The organism is Serratia sp. CY83965 (assembly GCF_052166375.1).
Lineage (GTDB): Bacteria > Pseudomonadota > Gammaproteobacteria > Enterobacterales > Enterobacteriaceae > Serratia > Serratia marcescens.
The window spans coordinates 855,711-872,076 of record NZ_JBJNOV010000001.1; the positions used below are offsets into that span (position 1 = coordinate 855,711).

The following is a 16,366-nucleotide window of genomic DNA, read 5'->3' on the forward strand; positions in this document are numbered from 1 at the left end:
CCGACGGGCGAATAAGCGTTGCAGCCATGGGGCGTGAGTGATAAAACCGATGGGTTGGTTAACGCGAGCGTTAGCTTCGGGCATCTTTTCGACAGGTCGCTTTTCTGCGGCGAACAGTGAATGTGGTGAGGGGAAATGACTCAGGTTTATAATTTTAGCTCTGGCCCGGCGATGCTGCCGGTGGAAGTGTTGCGTCGTGCGGAACAGGAACTGTGCAATTGGCACGGCCTGGGCACGTCAGTGATGGAGATCAGTCACCGCAGCAAAGAATTCATCGCCGTTGCCGAGCAGGCGGAACAGGATCTGCGCGATCTGCTGAAAGTCCCCTCCAACTATAAAGTGCTGTTTTGCCACGGCGGCGCCCGCGCACAATTCGCCGCGCTGCCGCTGAACCTGCTGGGCGACAAGGCCACCGCCGACTATATCGACGGTGGTTATTGGGCGCACAGCGCCATCAAGGAAGCGGAAAAGTATTGCACCCCGAACGTCATCGACGTGAAAACCCGCATCGACGGCCTGAGCGGCATCAAGCCGGTGAAAGAGTGGCAACTGAGCAACGACGCTGCTTACGTGCATTATTGCCCGAATGAAACCATCGACGGCGTGGCCATCGATGAAACGCCGGACTTCGGCGACAAAGTGGTGATCGGCGATTACTCCTCGACCATTCTGTCCCGCCCGCTCGACGTCAGCCGCTTCGGCGTGATTTACGCCGGCGCGCAGAAAAATATCGGCCCGGCCGGCCTGACGCTGGTGATCGTGCGCGACGATCTGCTGGGCAAGGCGCGCAAAGAAGTGCCGTCTATCCTCGATTACACCGTGCTGGCCGAGAACGACTCGATGTTCAACACCCCGCCAACCTTCGCCTGGTACTTGTCCGGGCTGGTGTTCAAATGGCTGAAAGAGCAGGGCGGCCTGGTGGAGATGCAAAAACGCAATCAGGCCAAGGCCGAGCTGCTGTACGCGACCATCGATAAATCCGACTTCTACCGCAGCCAGGTGGCGATCGCCAACCGTTCCTGGATGAACGTGCCGTTCCAGCTGGCCGATGCGGCGCTGGACAAGGTATTCCTCAGCGAAGCCGAGGCCATCGGCCTGCAGGCGCTGAAAGGCCACCGGGTAGTTGGCGGCATGCGTGCTTCTATTTACAATGCCATGCCGCTGGCCGGCGTGCAGGCGCTGACCGACTTCATGACCGACTTCGAACGTCGTCACGGTTGATTCCGTCAGCCCGCCAGGCGCGGGCTGCTCAGGCTGTTGTCCTTTTGCATTAAAGCGGCTCCGGCATTATTCCGGAGCCGTTTCGTTTATCAGAATTGGAGAGTTTTGTTCACATGGTGGATTCCCTGACGTTACAACCGGTCGCCCTGGTCAATGGCACCGTCAACTTACCCGGCTCGAAGAGCGTTTCTAACCGCGCTCTGCTGCTGGCGGCGCTGGCGGAGGGAACGACCCGGCTGACCAACCTGCTGGACAGCGACGATGTGCGTCATATGCTGAATGCGCTGCAGGCGTTGGGCGTGAACTACCGGCTTTCCGCCGACCGCACCGTGTGTGAAGTGACCGGCGTGGCCGGGCCGTTGGTGGCCAACCAACCGCTGGAACTGTTTCTCGGCAATGCCGGCACCGCGATGCGCCCACTGGCGGCGGCGCTGTGCCTTGGTGAAGGTGATGTGGTGCTGACCGGGGAACCCCGCATGAAAGAACGCCCGATCGGTCATCTGGTGGACGCGTTGCGCCAGGGCGGGGCGCAGATTGATTACCTCGAGCAGACCGATTACCCGCCGATTCGCCTGCGCGGCGGTTTCCAGGGCGGCGACGTCACCGTTGACGGCAGCGTCTCCAGCCAGTTCCTGACCGCGTTGCTGATGACCGCGCCCCTGGCGCCGCAGGATACGCAGATCCACATCAAGGGCGAGCTGGTTTCCAAGCCCTACATCGACATCACGCTGCATCTGATGCGCACCTTCGGCGTATCGGTGAGCCACGACAACTACCGGGTATTCCATATCCAGGGGCGCCAGACGTATATCGCGCCGGGCGACTACCTGGTTGAGGGCGACGCTTCTTCCGCCTCTTACTTCCTGGCGGCGGCGGCGATCAAGGGCGGCACCGTGCGCGTGACCGGCATCGGCCGCAAAAGCGTGCAGGGCGACACCAAGTTCGCCGACGTGCTGGAGAAAATGGGCGCGCGCATCACCTGGGGCGACGATTTCATCGAGTGCAGCCGCGGTGAACTGCGCGGCATCGACATGGACATGAACCACATTCCGGACGCGGCGATGACCATCGCCACCGCGGCGTTGTTCGCCGAGGGGCCGACCACCATCCGCAATATCTACAACTGGCGGGTGAAGGAGACCGACCGTCTGGCGGCGATGGCCACCGAGTTGCGTAAAGTGGGGGCGGAAGTGGACGAAGGCGAAGACTACATTCACGTCGTGCCGCCGGCCAAACTGCAGTTCGCCGAGATCGGTACCTACAACGATCACCGCATGGCGATGTGCTTCTCGCTGGTGGCGCTGTCGGATACCCCGGTCACCATTCTCGATCCGAAATGCACCGCGAAAACCTTCCCGGATTATTTCGAGCAGTTGGCGCGCATCAGCCAGCCGGCGTAGTAACCCGTCAAATCGTTTCTTTTAAGGCCCCTTTGTGGGCCTTTATCGTTTTTAACCTTCGGCGACCGGCGTTTCTTCTATACTTTTTCGCGGTTGTGCGCTTATTTTCAACAACCGGACAGTTCCAGGGTAACAGATTGCCGTAGGGCAGCGTATAATACGCCACCGTATTTGCCCCTGATTGGGCAGGTGGCAGAGCGCACGGGCTTCGAGTCGAAGCGCGCCGTGTCTCTGTGAGGTTTTCTACCTGAAGGAGAGAGAAATGACGGCTACAGCCCCGGTGATAACCGTTGATGGACCAAGTGGCGCAGGCAAAGGCACGCTGTGTAAAGCGTTGGCCGAGTCCCTTGGTTGGCGTTTGCTGGATTCTGGCGCGATCTACCGCGTGCTGGCGCTGGCGGCGTTGCATCATCAGGTGGATATCACTTCTGAGGAAGCGCTGGTTCCGCTGGCCGCACATCTCGATGTTCGCTTCGTTGCCCAGGACGGCAAGCTGCAGGTGATTTTGGAAGGTGAGGACGTCAGCAATGAGATCCGCACCGAAACCGTCGGCAACACCGCGTCGCAAGCGGCGGCGTTTCCGCGCGTGCGCGAGGCGTTGCTGCGCCGCCAGCGCGCGTTTCGCGAGGCGCCCGGCCTGATTGCCGATGGCCGCGACATGGGCACGGTGGTGTTCCCGGACGCGCCGGTCAAGATTTTCCTCGACGCCAGCTCGGAGGAGCGCGCGCACCGCCGCATGCTGCAGTTGCAGGAGAAGGGCTTTAATGTTAACTTTGAACGTCTTTTAGCCGAGATAAAGGAACGGGACGACCGTGACCGTAATCGGCCTATCGCGCCTCTGGTGCCCGCTTCTGACGCCCTCGTGCTGGATTCTACCAGCATGTCGATAGAGGAAGTGATCCAGCAGGCGTTGACGTATGCACAGAAAGTGTTGGCGTTGCCGCAGCAATAAGCGCGGCGGCGCTATTGGCTTTTTGTCATATTTGTCATAGCGGTATCGCAATATATCGGGTAAAATTTTACCCCTGTAACCTTAAACCCTGTCGGCATGGAGCCAATGGCGGGGTATGTGAAACAACCCCATTCGGCGGGATGCTAAATGGACGTTAAACTAAAGAACCCTGAAGATTAACAACATGACTGAATCTTTCGCTCAACTCTTTGAAGAATCCTTAAAAGAAATCGAAACCCGCCCGGGTTCCATCGTTCGTGGCGTCGTTGTTGCTATCGACAAAGATATTGTACTGGTTGACGCCGGTCTGAAATCTGAGTCTGCCATCCCGGCTGAGCAATTCAAAAACGCCCAGGGCGAGCTGGAAATCCAGGTTGGTGACGAAGTTGACGTTGCTCTGGATGCTGTTGAAGACGGCTTCGGTGAAACCCTGCTGTCCCGTGAGAAAGCTAAGCGTCACGAAGCTTGGATCACGCTGGAAAAAGCCTACGAAGAAGCTGAGACTGTAACCGGTGTTATCAACGGCAAAGTGAAGGGTGGCTTCACCGTCGAGCTGAACGGCATCCGCGCGTTCCTGCCAGGTTCCCTGGTTGACGTGCGTCCGGTACGTGACACTCTGCACCTGGAAGGCAAAGAGCTTGAGTTCAAAGTCATCAAGCTGGATCAGAAGCGCAACAACGTTGTCGTTTCTCGCCGTGCGGTTATCGAATCCGAAAACAGCGCTGAGCGCGATCAACTGCTGGAAAACCTGCAGGAAGGCATGGAAGTTAAAGGTATCGTTAAGAACCTCACTGACTACGGTGCATTCGTTGATCTGGGCGGCGTAGACGGCCTGCTGCACATCACTGACATGGCTTGGAAACGCGTTAAGCACCCAAGCGAAATCGTCAATGTTGGCGATGAAATCACTGTTAAAGTGCTGAAGTTCGACCGCGAGCGTACTCGTGTATCCCTGGGCCTGAAACAGCTGGGCGAAGATCCATGGGTTGCTATCGCGAAACGTTACCCAGAAGGCACCAAGCTGACTGGCCGTGTAACCAACCTGACTGATTACGGCTGCTTCGTAGAAATCGAAGAAGGCGTTGAAGGTCTGGTACACGTTTCTGAAATGGATTGGACCAACAAAAACATCCATCCGTCCAAAGTTGTTAACGTGGGCGACGTAGTGGAAGTGATGGTTCTGGACATCGATGAAGAACGTCGTCGTATCTCCCTGGGCCTGAAGCAGTGCAAATCCAACCCATGGCAGCAGTTCGCAGAAACCCACAACAAGGGCGACCGCGTTGAAGGTAAAATCAAGTCTATCACTGACTTCGGTATCTTCATCGGCCTGGACGGCGGCATCGACGGCCTGGTTCACCTGTCTGACATCTCCTGGAACGTTGCAGGCGAAGAAGCAGTACGTGAATACAAGAAAGGCGACGAAATCGCTGCGGTTGTTCTGCAAGTTGACGCAGAGCGCGAGCGTATCTCCCTGGGCGTGAAGCAACTGGCTGAAGACCCGTTCAATAACTACCTGTCTATGAACAAGAAAGGTGCTATTGTTACTGGTAAAGTCACTGCAGTTGACGCCAAAGGTGCTACAGTTGAATTGGCAGGCGGCGTAGAAGGTTACCTGCGTGCATCTGAAGCCTCTCGCGACCGCATTGAAGATGCAACTCTGGTTCTGAACGTAGGTGACGAAGTTGAAGCTAAATTCACCGGCGTTGACCGTAAGAACCGCGTTGTAAGCCTGTCCGTACGTGCTAAGGACGAAGCTGACGAGAAAGACGCCATCGCAACTGTTAACAACAAACAGGAAGAAGGCAACTTCTCTAACGCAATGGCTGAAGCTTTCAAAGCGGCTAAAGGCGAGTAATGACGGGGGGCGGTCGCTGACCGCCCCGATACGGTAGTTTAGCTGCAAAGCTTGGAGGTACTATGACCAAGTCTGAACTTATTGAAAGACTTGCTGGCCAGCAATCTCATATTCCGGCGAAGGCCGTTGAGGATGCAGTGAAAGAGATGCTTGAGCACATGGCCGCAACGCTGGCCGAGGGCGAACGCATTGAGATCCGCGGATTCGGCAGTTTTTCTCTTCACTACCGTGCCCCGCGTGTAGGCCGCAACCCGAAAACCGGTGACAAAGTAGAGCTGGACGGTAAATACGTTCCTCACTTCAAGCCAGGCAAAGAGTTGCGTGACCGCGCCAATATCTATGGCTAGTCGCTGACTGATCATAGCGTTGTTGCTTGAAAAGAATATAAAACGGTGCCTGTAAGGCGCCGTTTTTTTTCGCCTGCAATTCTCCGCGATATGCTCGCGAGTTGCGTACTACGCCGCATTTACGATGTGGCTCCTGCATAGATCTCTCTTATCCTGCCATGTTCACCGCATCTTCGTTAAAGCCCGCTGGCGGTGACATGTCGCCTGAATGATCCTGCTTGCTTGCCGTGATGCGCTTTTGCTCATGGCGGAGCCGATGGGAGAAGAGCGATCAAAATTTCGCTGGATCTGGCGATACTCGCCGTTATCTGCGGCATCCTGCCGCTGTTGGTTTTACCGCAGTTGCCTGAGCAATGGCAGCTGTGGCCACTCGTGCTTGTTGTCTGTTTACTGCTGCGCACGCGCAGGCCATTCTGCCGCTATTTGGCCTGCCTGGGATTGGGATTCATATGGGCGGTTTTCAACGCCGGCAGCCTGATCGGGCAAATGGATCGCTTAACTCGCATGCCGGACGTGACGGCGGTGGTGCAGGTGAGCAGCGTCGCGCTGGAACCCGCCGCCAGTAAACAGACGCTGATGCGCATCGAGCGGGTCGACGGTCATTGGTTGGCGCCTGCGCTGGCGTTTACCACGACGTGGGCTCCCGAACAGCAGCGGCTATGCGCCGGGCAGCGTTGGCAATTGAAACTGCGCCTGCGGCCGGTACATGGCAAGCTCAATCAAGGCGGATTTGACAGCCAACGTTGGGCGGTCGCCCAGCGTCAGCCGTTGACGGGGCGGGTCAGGCAGGCTCGTTTGCTGGATGGCGATTGCGGGCTGCGCCAGCGCATCATCAGCCATGCGGAAACCAACATCGGTGAATTGCGTTACAAGGCGGTATTGCTGGCGCTGGCGTTTGGGGAACGAACCGCGCTGGAGCAGGCTTTGCGCACGCTGATGCTGAAGACCGGCATCGCTCACCTGATGGCCATTTCAGGGTTGCATGTGGCGATGGTCGCCATTTTGTTCTGGGCCGCGTTGCGCGCGCTGCAGTTTTTCCTGCCCGCCCATTTGATTGGCTATCGCTTTCCATTGGTCGCAGGCTGGGTGGCGACGCTGATCTATGTTTGGTTGGTGGGCGCCCAGCCGCCGGCGGTGCGTACCGCGTTGGCGATGACGCTGTGGATGCTGCTGCGCTTGCGCGGCGTTCATTGTTCTTCCTGGCAGGTGTGGCTATGGTGTATCGGGCTGATTTTGCTGTGCGATCCGCTGGCGGTATTGTCAGACAGTTTCTGGCTGTCGGTGCTGGCGGTGGGGTGTTTGATTTTTTGGTTTGAATGGGCGCCGCTCGGTGAGCGATTCCGGTCGGCCTGGTATTGGGCGCCGGCGCGCTGGCTGCATATTCAGCTCGGCATGACGCTGCTGCTGGTGCCGATGCAGGCCGCGCTGTTTCTGGGCCTGACGTTGACCTCGCTACCCGCCAATCTGTGGGCGGTACCTATTGTCTCATTGGTGACGGTGCCGCTGATTTTGCTGGCGGTGATATTTGGCTTCTTTCCCCCGTTAAGCTACGGGCTATGGTGGCTGGCGGACTTCACGCTGTACTGGGTGTTTGTGCCGCTGCATTACCTGCAACGCGGTTGGGTGGATCTGGGGGCTGCCTCGCTGCTGGCCAGCGCGGCTGGGTGGCTCATCGTCGTCTGTTGGCGCTTTCATTGGTGGTGGCGTTATGCACCGGGGCTGGCGACGATAGCGATATGCTGTGTGCTGTGGCGTGGCAAAGCGCCGGACTATCGCTGGCGCGTCGATATGCTTGATGTCGGGCACGGGTTGGCGGTGGTTATCGAGCAAAACGGCAAGGGGATACTGTACGATACCGGCGATCGTTGGCCCGCGGGCAGCGCCGCCGAACGGCATATCTTACCGATGCTGAACTGGCGGAATATTGAACTGGAGCAGATCATTATCAGCCATATTCACCTCGATCATATCGGCGGGCTGCCGGTGATGCGGCGGGCATTTCCTCAGGCGACGGTGCGCAGCCCGATACGCGGGGAAGGACACTTGCCCTGCGTCGCCGGTGAGCGTTGGCGCTGGCAATCGCTGCAATTCGAGGTGCTGTGGCCACCGAAAACGCGCAAAAGGCCGGTCAATGAGGACTCCTGCGTGATCCGCATCGACGATGGGCAATACAGTTTGCTGCTCACCGGTGATGCGGAAAAGAAGGCGGAGGAGCAGCTGTTACGGTTGCGGCGCGATCGTTTGGCTGCCACGGTGTTGCAGGTGGGGCATCACGGCAGCAAGACGTCTTCTACGCCGCCGTTTCTGCGCGCGGTCAATCCCGAAGCGGCGCTGGCGTCCGCATCGCGTTACAACAAATGGCGATTGCCGGCGCGGAAAGTGGTCGCCAGATACCGGGCAAATGACATTCAATGGCGCGATACGACGCGCTCCGGTCAGTTATCGGTACTTTTTTTCGACAACGATTGGCAAATTAAAGGCTTTCGCGAACAATTAATGCCCCGTTGGTACCATCAGCGGTTTGGCGTAGAGGGTGATAATGAGTAAAATAGGCCGCTATTTCTTCCGATGCTGGTATTTGCATGATGAATGATAAAGATCTCTCGACCTGGCAGACGTTCCGTCGACTCTGGCCGATGATCACTCCTTTTAAGACCGGGCTGATTGTGGCCGCCATTGCGTTGATTATGAACGCAGCGGGGGACACGCTGATGCTGTCTCTGCTTAAACCGTTATTGGACGATGGGTTTGGAAAAACCGACAGCAGCGTGCTGGTGTGGATGCCGCTGGCGGTGATTGCGCTGATGCTGATGCGCGGCGTGACCAGCTTTGTTTCAAGCTACTGCATTTCCTGGGTTTCCGGCATGGTGGTGATGCAAATGCGCCGCCGCCTGTTTGGCCATATGATGAGAATGCCGGTGGCTTTCTTCGATCAACAGTCCACCGGGACCCTGTTGTCGCGCATTACCTATGATTCCGAACAGGTGGCTTCCTCCTCTTCCAGCGCGCTGGTGACCGTGGTGCGCGAAGGGGCTTCGATCATTGGCCTGTTCATCATGATGTTCTATTACAGCTGGCAGCTGTCGGTGATCCTGATCGTGCTGGCACCGATCGTCTCCATCGCCATTCGCCTGGTGTCCAAGCGTTTCCGCAACATCAGCAAGAACATGCAGAACACCATGGGGCAGGTGACCACCAGTGCCGAACAGATGCTGAAAGGCCATAAAGAAGTGCTGATTTTCGGTGGCCAGCAGGTAGAAACCGAGCGTTTTAACTCGGTGAGCAACCGCATGCGCCAACAGGGCATGAAACTGGTTTCCGCGTCTTCCATTTCCGATCCGATCATTCAACTGATTGCTTCGCTGGCCCTGGCGTTCGTGCTGTTTGCCGCCAGCTTCCCAAGCGTGATGGAAACCCTGACCGCCGGTACCATTACCGTGGTGTTCTCGTCGATGATCGCGCTGATGCGTCCGCTGAAGTCGCTGACCAACGTCAATGCCCAGTTCCAGCGAGGGATGGCGGCCTGTCAGACGCTGTTCTCCATTTTGGATATGGAACAGGAAAAAGACACCGGCACCCGCGAAGTGAAGCGTGCGAAAGGCGACATCGAATTCCGTAACGTCACCTTCTACTACCCGGCCAAAGACACGCCGGCGCTGCGTGATATCAACCTGAAAATCGCTGAAGGCAAGACCGTCGCGCTGGTGGGCCGTTCCGGTTCGGGTAAATCCACCATCGCCAACCTGTTGACGCGCTTCTACGATATTCAGGAAGGTGAAATCCTGATGGATGGTCACGATCTGCGTGAATATACCCTGGCCTCGCTGCGCAATCAGGTGGCCTTGGTCTCGCAAAACGTGCACCTGTTCAACGACACTATCGCCAACAACATCGCCTATGCGCGCGAGAGCGAATACAGCCGCGAGCAGATTGAGAAAGCGGCGGAAATGGCGTACGCGATGGACTTCATCAACAAGATGGAAAACGGCCTGGATACGGTGATCGGTGAAAATGGCGTGATGCTGTCCGGCGGCCAGCGCCAGCGCATTGCCATCGCGCGTGCTTTGCTGCGCGATTGCCCGATCCTGATCCTGGATGAGGCGACGTCTGCGCTGGATACCGAGTCCGAGCGTGCCATTCAGGCCGCGCTGGACGAGCTGCAGAAAGACCGCACTTCGCTGGTGATCGCGCACCGTCTGTCGACCATTGAGAAGGCGGACGAGATCTTGGTGGTGGAGGACGGCCGCATCGTCGAACGCGGTGAACACGCCGAGTTGCTTGAGCGCCAAGGCGCCTATGCGCAGCTGCACCGCATGCAGTTTGGTCAATAATGATTGAGCGTATCTGGTCCGGCGGTTCGTTGCTTTATCTGGCGCTATTGCCGCTCTCGTGGCTCTATGGTTTGTTCAGTTGGCTGATCCGTCTCAGTTACCGCTGCGGCCTGCGTAAAAGTTGGCGTTCGCCGGTGCCGGTAGTGGTGGTGGGTAACCTCACCGCCGGCGGCAACGGCAAAACGCCGATGGTGATTTGGCTGGTGGAACACCTGCAACAGCGGGGCTATCGCGTTGGCGTGGTGTCACGCGGCTACGGCGGCAAATCGGCGGTTTATCCGCTGGTGCTCGGTCAGAATACATCGACCCGTGAGGCGGGCGATGAGCCGGTGCTGATTTATCAACGTACCGGTGCGCCTGTGGCGATCGCGCCCAAGCGAGCTGAGGCGGTGCAGGCCCTGCTGCAACAACAGCAGCTGGATGTGATCATCACCGACGACGGTTTGCAGCACTACGCTTTACAGCGTGACTTCGAGCTCGTGGTCATCGACGGCGTGCGTCGTTTCGGCAACGGCTGGTGGTTGCCGGCCGGGCCGATGCGCGAGCGTGCCGCGCGGCTTGGCAGCGTCGATGCGCGCGTCGCCAATGGCGGCGTGGCGCAGGCCGGGGAAATTGCCATGCGCCTGCAGGCGCGTGATGCGGTGAACCTGCTGAGCGGTGAACGTCGCCCGGCGGCTGAGCTGCCGCGCGTGGTGGCGATGGCCGGCATCGGCCATCCGCCGCGTTTCTTCGCGACGTTGGAAAAGTTGAACGTCGAAGTCGTACAGGAAGTGGCGTTTGCCGATCATCAGGAATATCAGCAGGAACAGCTGGCGGCGCTGGTTGCAGCCGATCAAACGCTGTTGATGACGGAGAAGGACGCGGTGAAGTGTCGCGCCTTTGCCCAGCCTAATTGGTGGTATTTGCCGGTTGATGCGGTGCTACCTTCCGCTCAGGCTGAGCAATTGCTGCAGGATATCGAATCTCTGCTGACTAAGTAATCTCAGGATGCCAGCGTGGCAAGTCCCAAGGCTTGCGCGCAGGCTTCCAGCGAACGCTGCTGGGTTTGCTGATACAGCGCCAGCTCGTCGATCACCTCACTGCCCAACGCTTGTTCAAACGCTGCCCGGCTGGAAGCGGCGTTGTACTGCGTGTGGCGGCTGTCGCCCAGGTTTGACTGGAAAATCCCCGCCGCGCTGACCGGCAGAAAATCTTCATACACCAGAGGCTGGAAGCGAACGTGTTCTTTCTCGATCAGTTGTTCCAGGGTGCTGTGCTTATCCAGCGACTCTTTGGCCGCCAGGCCGCATTCGGTCGGGAAATAGCGGAACCAGGCCAGCTGTTGCTCACGCAGCGTGGCGTAATCATCCGGAAACGCCCGGAAGTTTTCCTCCAGCAGTTGATAGTAGCGCTCGGCATTCTTCTCGCTCGGCGGCGCCTGCAACGCATCGTTGGTCGCCTGCAGCAAACGGTCGTAAAGTTCGCGTCCTTTAGGCGTTAGCGCCACGCCGCGTTGTTCGATCTCGCCGAAGCGCGCGGTATGGTGACCGGCGACGGCGTGCCCGTCGTGCTCAACGAAATCGACGCTTTCTTCCAGCGCTTTGAAGCTGGTTTGGCGGAGCAGGATCGCGCGGCGGCGGCGCGGCGGGCCCTCGATGACCGCTTTGGGCGTAATACCGCGGCCGGGCATCGCTTGCTGAACGCGATCGATATCCAGCGTGCGTGGTGTCAGGTGGTTGATATGCGGCCCTTTAAACGCCACCACGTCGGCGATCAGGCGATGCTGATCGTGCAGCTGCCGGTATTCTTCGGCGCTGACCGTCGCCTGGTTGTGCCAGCGGAAGGTTTCCAGCGCTTGTTCGACAAATTCTTGCGCCTGCACTTCATTCAGCCCGCCTTGCGCTTCCTGCAGCGCGATCAGCTCCAGCGCGCGATCGGTAAAGATACGGCGGCGCGCCAGCAAGCGCTCGGCCAGCGCACGCAGCGCGGGATCTTCTATCAGTTCCAGGCGCAGCAGGGAGGTGAACACGCGGAAAGGACTGATCTGCAGCGCGTCTTCGTGTATGGCGCGAAAAGCGGTGGAGTGCACCGGAACGCCCGCCACCGATAGATCATAGTAACCGACCGGCGCCATGCCCATCACCCGGAACAGGCGGCGCAGGATGGCCAGTTCGTCCGCCGTACCGACCCGGATCGCGCCGTGGCGCTCCATGGCCAGGCGTTCGATCTCGCCGGTGATTTGCAGTTGATGAGCCAGTGCGGCATCTTCGCGCAGAACCTGTCGGTTGGTTTCCGCCACCAGCTCCAGCAGATCGCCGTACAGCGGTACCTCTTTTTGATACATGTCCGACATCGCGTGAGAGAATCTGGCGCGGATTTCATTAGGTGAAACGAACTGCTGGGCGGTCATGCGCATAGCTCCTTGATTCAGCATAATCTGAAAAATCGTGTTTTTAGCGGCAAAAGTGCTGGCGAAAAAGCCGTCTGCCTTGTTTTCCCCTCAAGTTTAGCCATCTGATTTGGGATTTGTTATAGCAGCGTCAAGCATATTAGAGTTTTATGCGTTAGCTCTCATTTGCAGCGCTCAGACGGGCAAATGATGCTCCGGTGAGGAGAGGAACGCGGTGGATCGGCCGCGGCGAGCGTTAAATTAAGTCATGTATATTCAGAGGGATAAAAATAAATTCGGCGTAATGATGAATTTATTGCAATAAACCTCTTGTGCATTCACCATTTTTATGAGTAAATGCAAGTCGGCCTGTAATCCAGACCTATTTATGTTCGAGTTTAGAGTTAAGCAGTTCCTCCAAAAACGTTATCATCCGATTCCGCTTCAAAGACGAACCTTCTAAGTACCTCCCATAAGTAATGTTTCTGAAATGGCCGCAATTGCCTCTTATGGCAGGTTTTGTAAATATATTTAAAGGTAAAAGTAATGTCTAAGAAGACTGGTCAAGTTAAGTGGTTCAACGAAAGCAAAGGTTTTGGTTTCATTGAGCAGCACGACGGCGGCAAAGATGTATTTGTACACTTCTCCGCAATCATGACCGACGGTTTCAAGACCCTGGCTGAAGGCCAGCGTGTCGAGTACACCATCCAGGACAGCCCGCGCGGGCCGGCTGCCGCCAACGTAGTTGCTCTGTAAGAAGACAGGGAACGCGTATAAAGAGATCTTAATACAACCATGGTGACGCTTCAGCGCTGAGTCATGCGGAAGATATTAAGTTCAACAAGCCCGCCTTAGTGCGGGTTTTTTATTTTTTTGCTCACGAGAGGTTTGTTACGAAAAACTTTAGGATGGGCTGGTAGCGTCCAGACAATATAAAAAATGACGTTGTCAAGGATGCTCAAGTAAAAGGATATAAGTTATGTTTAAAAATACTGTGTTAAAAATGGGTCGTGTGAAATGGTTTAATCAGGCCGAAGGCTATGGTTTTATTTCACCGGTAGATGGCAGCGACGAAATCTATGTCAACCGCAACGCTATCGCCAACACCAAAAATAAGTCGTTGAACGAAGGTCAGAACGTTGAGTTCTCGATCTATCGCAGCTCGCATGGGCTGTCCGCGGCAGACGTTATCGCGTTCTGATCGCATCCTCCTTCCTCGCCAGTGCCGGTGTCGCCACCCGCAAGCACTGGCGAAGATAAATCCCGCGATATCCACTATTATCAGGCCATTGCCTACTCGCCACGGATATCAGGATGACCACCCCGACCATTTCCCTTACCGCCGCTCGCGCGTTGCACCTTGCCGCCCAGGGGCTGCTTTCTCCGCTTAAACGCCAGGCTCGGCCCGATGACGTCGTGAGCGCGATCCAGCGCATGGGGCTGTTACAAATCGATACCATTAGCGTCGTCGCTCGCAGCCCGTATCTGGTGCTGTTCAGCCGTTTGGGAACCTATCAGCCGGAGTGGCTTGAGCAGGCGCTCGCCGGCCGCAAGCTGTTCGAGTATTGGGCGCACGAGGCCTGTTTCCTGCCGATCGAAGATTTTGGTCTGCTGCGCCACCGCATGCTGGCGCCGCATGATATGGGCTGGAAATACTCGGCCGACTGGGTGCAGCAGCACCAGGCCGCGATGGACAACCTGCTGCGGCACATCGAACAACAGGGGCCGGTGCGTTCCGCCGATTTCAGCGCCGAGAAGAAAGGCAACAGCGGGTGGTGGGACTGGAAACCGGAGAAACGGCACCTGGAGATCCTGTTTACCGCCGGCAAGCTGATGGTGGCCGAGCGTCGCAACTTCCACCGGGTTTACGATCTGACCGAAAGGCTGCTGCCGGCCTGGGACGATGCGCGTCATGCGCTGCCTGCGGAGCGGGCGCGCCGGCAGATGCTGCATCGCACCTGCCGCTATCTGGGCATTTTTCGCGCCGAATGGTTGGCGGATTATTATCGGCTGAAACGCGTGGCGCCAAAAGCCTTGCTGGCAGAGCTGCAGGCGCAGGGGGAAATTTCGCCGGTGCAGGTAGAGGGGCTGGAAGGGCAGTTCTATGTGCATGAATCACTGGCGGAACTGCTGCCGCTGGCGGAGCAGGGCAAATTGAAATCGACGGTCACCAGCCTGCTGTCGCCTTTTGATCCGGTGGTGTGGGATCGCCGCCGGGCGCTCGAACTGTTCAACTTTGACTATCGGCTGGAGTGTTACACGCCGAAAGAAAAACGCCGCTACGGTTACTTCACGTTGCCGGTGCTGCATCGGGGCGAGCTGGTGGGGCGGATTGACGCCAAGGCGCACCGTCGCCAGGGCATCTTCGAGATCATCAGTTTCCATGCGGAGCCGCAGGTGCGCTTCGGCAAACAGCGAACGCAGGATATCCGGCAGGCCATCGCGCGCACGGCCAAATGGCACGGTGCGCAACGCGTCGCGCTGGGCGACATTCCGGCCGCGTTAGCCGCTGAATGGGGCGCCGGCTGGGAAGTGGGATAACGAGCGACGCCGTCGGTGGGGTAAAACGAAGTGAAGCGTCGCTCGTTACAAAGGGGCTCAGTGGCTAAAGTTAGCGAACAGAGCGATGATTTTATGCAGACGTTTGATCATGTATCACTGCTTTCTTTTGTGATTTTCATCACAAAATTCTACGCCGGGATGCGCCGCAGTTCAAGCTGTCACGCTGACGCAGTGAGGAAATATCGGCGGGTTGGCGCTGCCGATGATTAACCTGAGGCCGGGCATTATGCTATCCTCACTGCCTTTCCCAGATGACCTATCCCCTAGCGGAGGATGCATGGACCACCGTTTACTCGAAATCGTTGCCTGCCCGGTATGCAACGGCAAACTCTATTTCAATAAAGAAAACCAGGAGCTGGTGTGCAAAGCGGACGGGTTGGCTTACCCGCTGCGTGACGGCATTCCGGTACTGTTGGAAAATGAAGCGCGTGCGCTGTCGCTGGATGAGAAGCACGCATGAGTTTTATCGCCATTATTCCCGCCCGCTACGCCTCAACCCGTTTGCCGGGCAAACCGCTGGCCGATATTCACGGCAAGCCGATGGTGGTGCACGTGATGGAGCGTGCCCGTGAGTCCGGCGCCAGCCGCGTCATCGTGGCGACCGATCATCCTGAAGTCGCCAAAGCGGTGGAAGCCGCCGGCGGCGAAGTGTGCATGACCAGCCCGGATCACCATTCCGGCACCGAGCGTCTGGCGGAAGTGATCGCGCACTACGGCTTTGCCGACGATCAGATCATCGTTAACGTGCAGGGCGACGAACCGCTGATCCCACCGGTGATCGTGCGGCAGGTGGCGGAGAACCTGGCGGGCAGCCAGGCCGGCATGGCGACGCTGGCGGTGCCGATCGAGAGCGCCGAAGAGGCTTTCAACCCCAACGCGGTGAAGGTTGTGATGGACGCGCAGGGCTACGCGCTCTATTTCTCACGCGCCACGATTCCGTGGGATCGCGAGCGTTTCGCCGCGTCGAAAGAGAGCATCGGCGACAGCCTGCTGCGTCATATCGGCATCTACGCGTACCGCGCGGGCTTCGTGCGCCGCTACGTCAGCTGGGCGCCGAGCCAGCTGGAGCAGATCGAGCTGTTGGAACAGCTGCGCGTGCTGTGGTACGGTGAAAAGATCCACGTGGCGGTCGCGAAAGCGATCCCGAGCGTGGGGGTCGATACGCCGGAAGACCTCCAGCGCGTGCGCGACAGCATTCAACCTTGAGCCTGATTTCGTCGGCGCGCCGCGCAACGCGCCGACGATGCAACACCCCCATTATTGATCCCCGTTTTGTTGATCTGCGTTGAAGAATTTTTCCGCTCGCCGTTTGATGATGTTACGTATC

14 protein-coding genes are annotated in these 16,366 nt (G+C 57.8%); 13 read left to right on the forward strand and 1 reads right to left on the reverse strand.

All coding sequences use genetic code 11. The annotated features are described in order from the left end of the window. Positions 1-135 precede the first annotated feature (135 nt). The 8 genes from serC (at position 136) to lpxK (ending at position 11,089) form a co-directional block, all read left to right on the forward strand. Positions 136-1,221, forward strand: coding sequence for a 3-phosphoserine/phosphohydroxythreonine transaminase (serC, locus tag ACJ8PL_RS04210; protein ID WP_442530839.1), 1,086 nt, complete (start codon positions 136-138; stop codon positions 1,219-1,221). 113 nt (positions 1,222-1,334) lie between these two features. Next, positions 1,335-2,621, forward strand: coding sequence for a 3-phosphoshikimate 1-carboxyvinyltransferase (aroA, locus tag ACJ8PL_RS04215; RefSeq protein ID WP_016928320.1), 1,287 nt, complete (start codon positions 1,335-1,337; stop codon positions 2,619-2,621). Positions 2,622-2,883: 262 nt separating this feature from the next. Then, complete coding sequence (gene cmk / locus ACJ8PL_RS04220) at positions 2,884-3,573, forward strand: (d)CMP kinase (RefSeq protein WP_028127992.1); 690 nt, start codon at positions 2,884-2,886, stop codon at positions 3,571-3,573. 184 nt (positions 3,574-3,757) lie between these two features. Next, positions 3,758-5,431, forward strand: a complete 1,674-nt coding sequence (rpsA, locus tag ACJ8PL_RS04225; RefSeq protein ID WP_004928267.1) for a 30S ribosomal protein S1 — start codon at positions 3,758-3,760, stop codon at positions 5,429-5,431. A gap of 62 nt (positions 5,432-5,493) precedes the next feature. Beyond that, positions 5,494-5,778 (forward strand): integration host factor subunit beta, encoded by a 285-nt coding sequence (gene ihfB / locus ACJ8PL_RS04230; RefSeq protein WP_004928264.1) that lies wholly within the window; start codon positions 5,494-5,496, stop codon positions 5,776-5,778. A gap of 315 nt (positions 5,779-6,093) precedes the next feature. After that, entirely contained in the window at positions 6,094-8,325 is a 2,232-nt protein-coding gene (locus ACJ8PL_RS04235) for a ComEC family protein (RefSeq protein ID WP_423827189.1), read from the forward strand. A gap of 35 nt (positions 8,326-8,360) precedes the next feature. Continuing rightward, complete coding sequence (gene msbA / locus ACJ8PL_RS04240; RefSeq protein ID WP_110146850.1) at positions 8,361-10,109, forward strand: lipid A ABC transporter ATP-binding protein/permease MsbA; 1,749 nt, start codon at positions 8,361-8,363, stop codon at positions 10,107-10,109. Then, positions 10,109-11,089, forward strand: a complete 981-nt coding sequence (gene lpxK, locus ACJ8PL_RS04245; protein WP_116403752.1) for a tetraacyldisaccharide 4'-kinase — start codon at positions 10,109-10,111, stop codon at positions 11,087-11,089. The genes msbA and lpxK overlap by 1 nt, the downstream gene beginning before the upstream one ends. A gap of 2 nt (positions 11,090-11,091) precedes the next feature. On the opposite strand, the gene hglS is transcribed toward lpxK, so the two are convergent. Continuing rightward, positions 11,092-12,498, reverse strand: a complete 1,407-nt coding sequence (gene hglS / locus ACJ8PL_RS04250) for a 2-oxoadipate dioxygenase/decarboxylase HglS (RefSeq protein WP_442530840.1) — start codon at positions 12,496-12,498, stop codon at positions 11,092-11,094. Between the two features lie 525 nt (positions 12,499-13,023). Between hglS and cspE the strand changes: the two genes are divergently transcribed. The 5 genes from cspE to kdsB all read left to right on the forward strand — a co-directional run bounded on the left by cspE (position 13,024) and on the right by kdsB (position 16,245). Then, on the forward strand, positions 13,024-13,233 hold the full coding sequence (gene cspE / locus ACJ8PL_RS04255) for a transcription antiterminator/RNA stability regulator CspE (protein WP_004928244.1): 210 nt from the start codon (positions 13,024-13,026) through the stop codon (positions 13,231-13,233). Positions 13,234-13,456: 223 nt separating this feature from the next. Continuing rightward, positions 13,457-13,678 (forward strand): cold-shock protein, encoded by a 222-nt coding sequence (locus ACJ8PL_RS04260; protein WP_004928241.1) that lies wholly within the window; start codon positions 13,457-13,459, stop codon positions 13,676-13,678. A gap of 113 nt (positions 13,679-13,791) precedes the next feature. Further along, positions 13,792-15,018: a winged helix-turn-helix domain-containing protein gene (locus ACJ8PL_RS04265; protein WP_049300510.1), complete on the forward strand. Its 1,227-nt coding sequence runs from the start codon at positions 13,792-13,794 to the stop codon at positions 15,016-15,018. Positions 15,019-15,316: 298 nt separating this feature from the next. Next, entirely contained in the window at positions 15,317-15,499 is a 183-nt protein-coding gene (locus tag ACJ8PL_RS04270; protein ID WP_004928237.1) for a Trm112 family protein, read from the forward strand. Next, positions 15,496-16,245: a 3-deoxy-manno-octulosonate cytidylyltransferase gene (gene kdsB / locus ACJ8PL_RS04275; RefSeq protein ID WP_004928235.1), complete on the forward strand. Its 750-nt coding sequence runs from the start codon at positions 15,496-15,498 to the stop codon at positions 16,243-16,245. Before ACJ8PL_RS04270 ends, kdsB begins: the two co-directional genes overlap by 4 nt. The last annotated feature ends 121 nt before the right edge of the window (positions 16,246-16,366 follow it).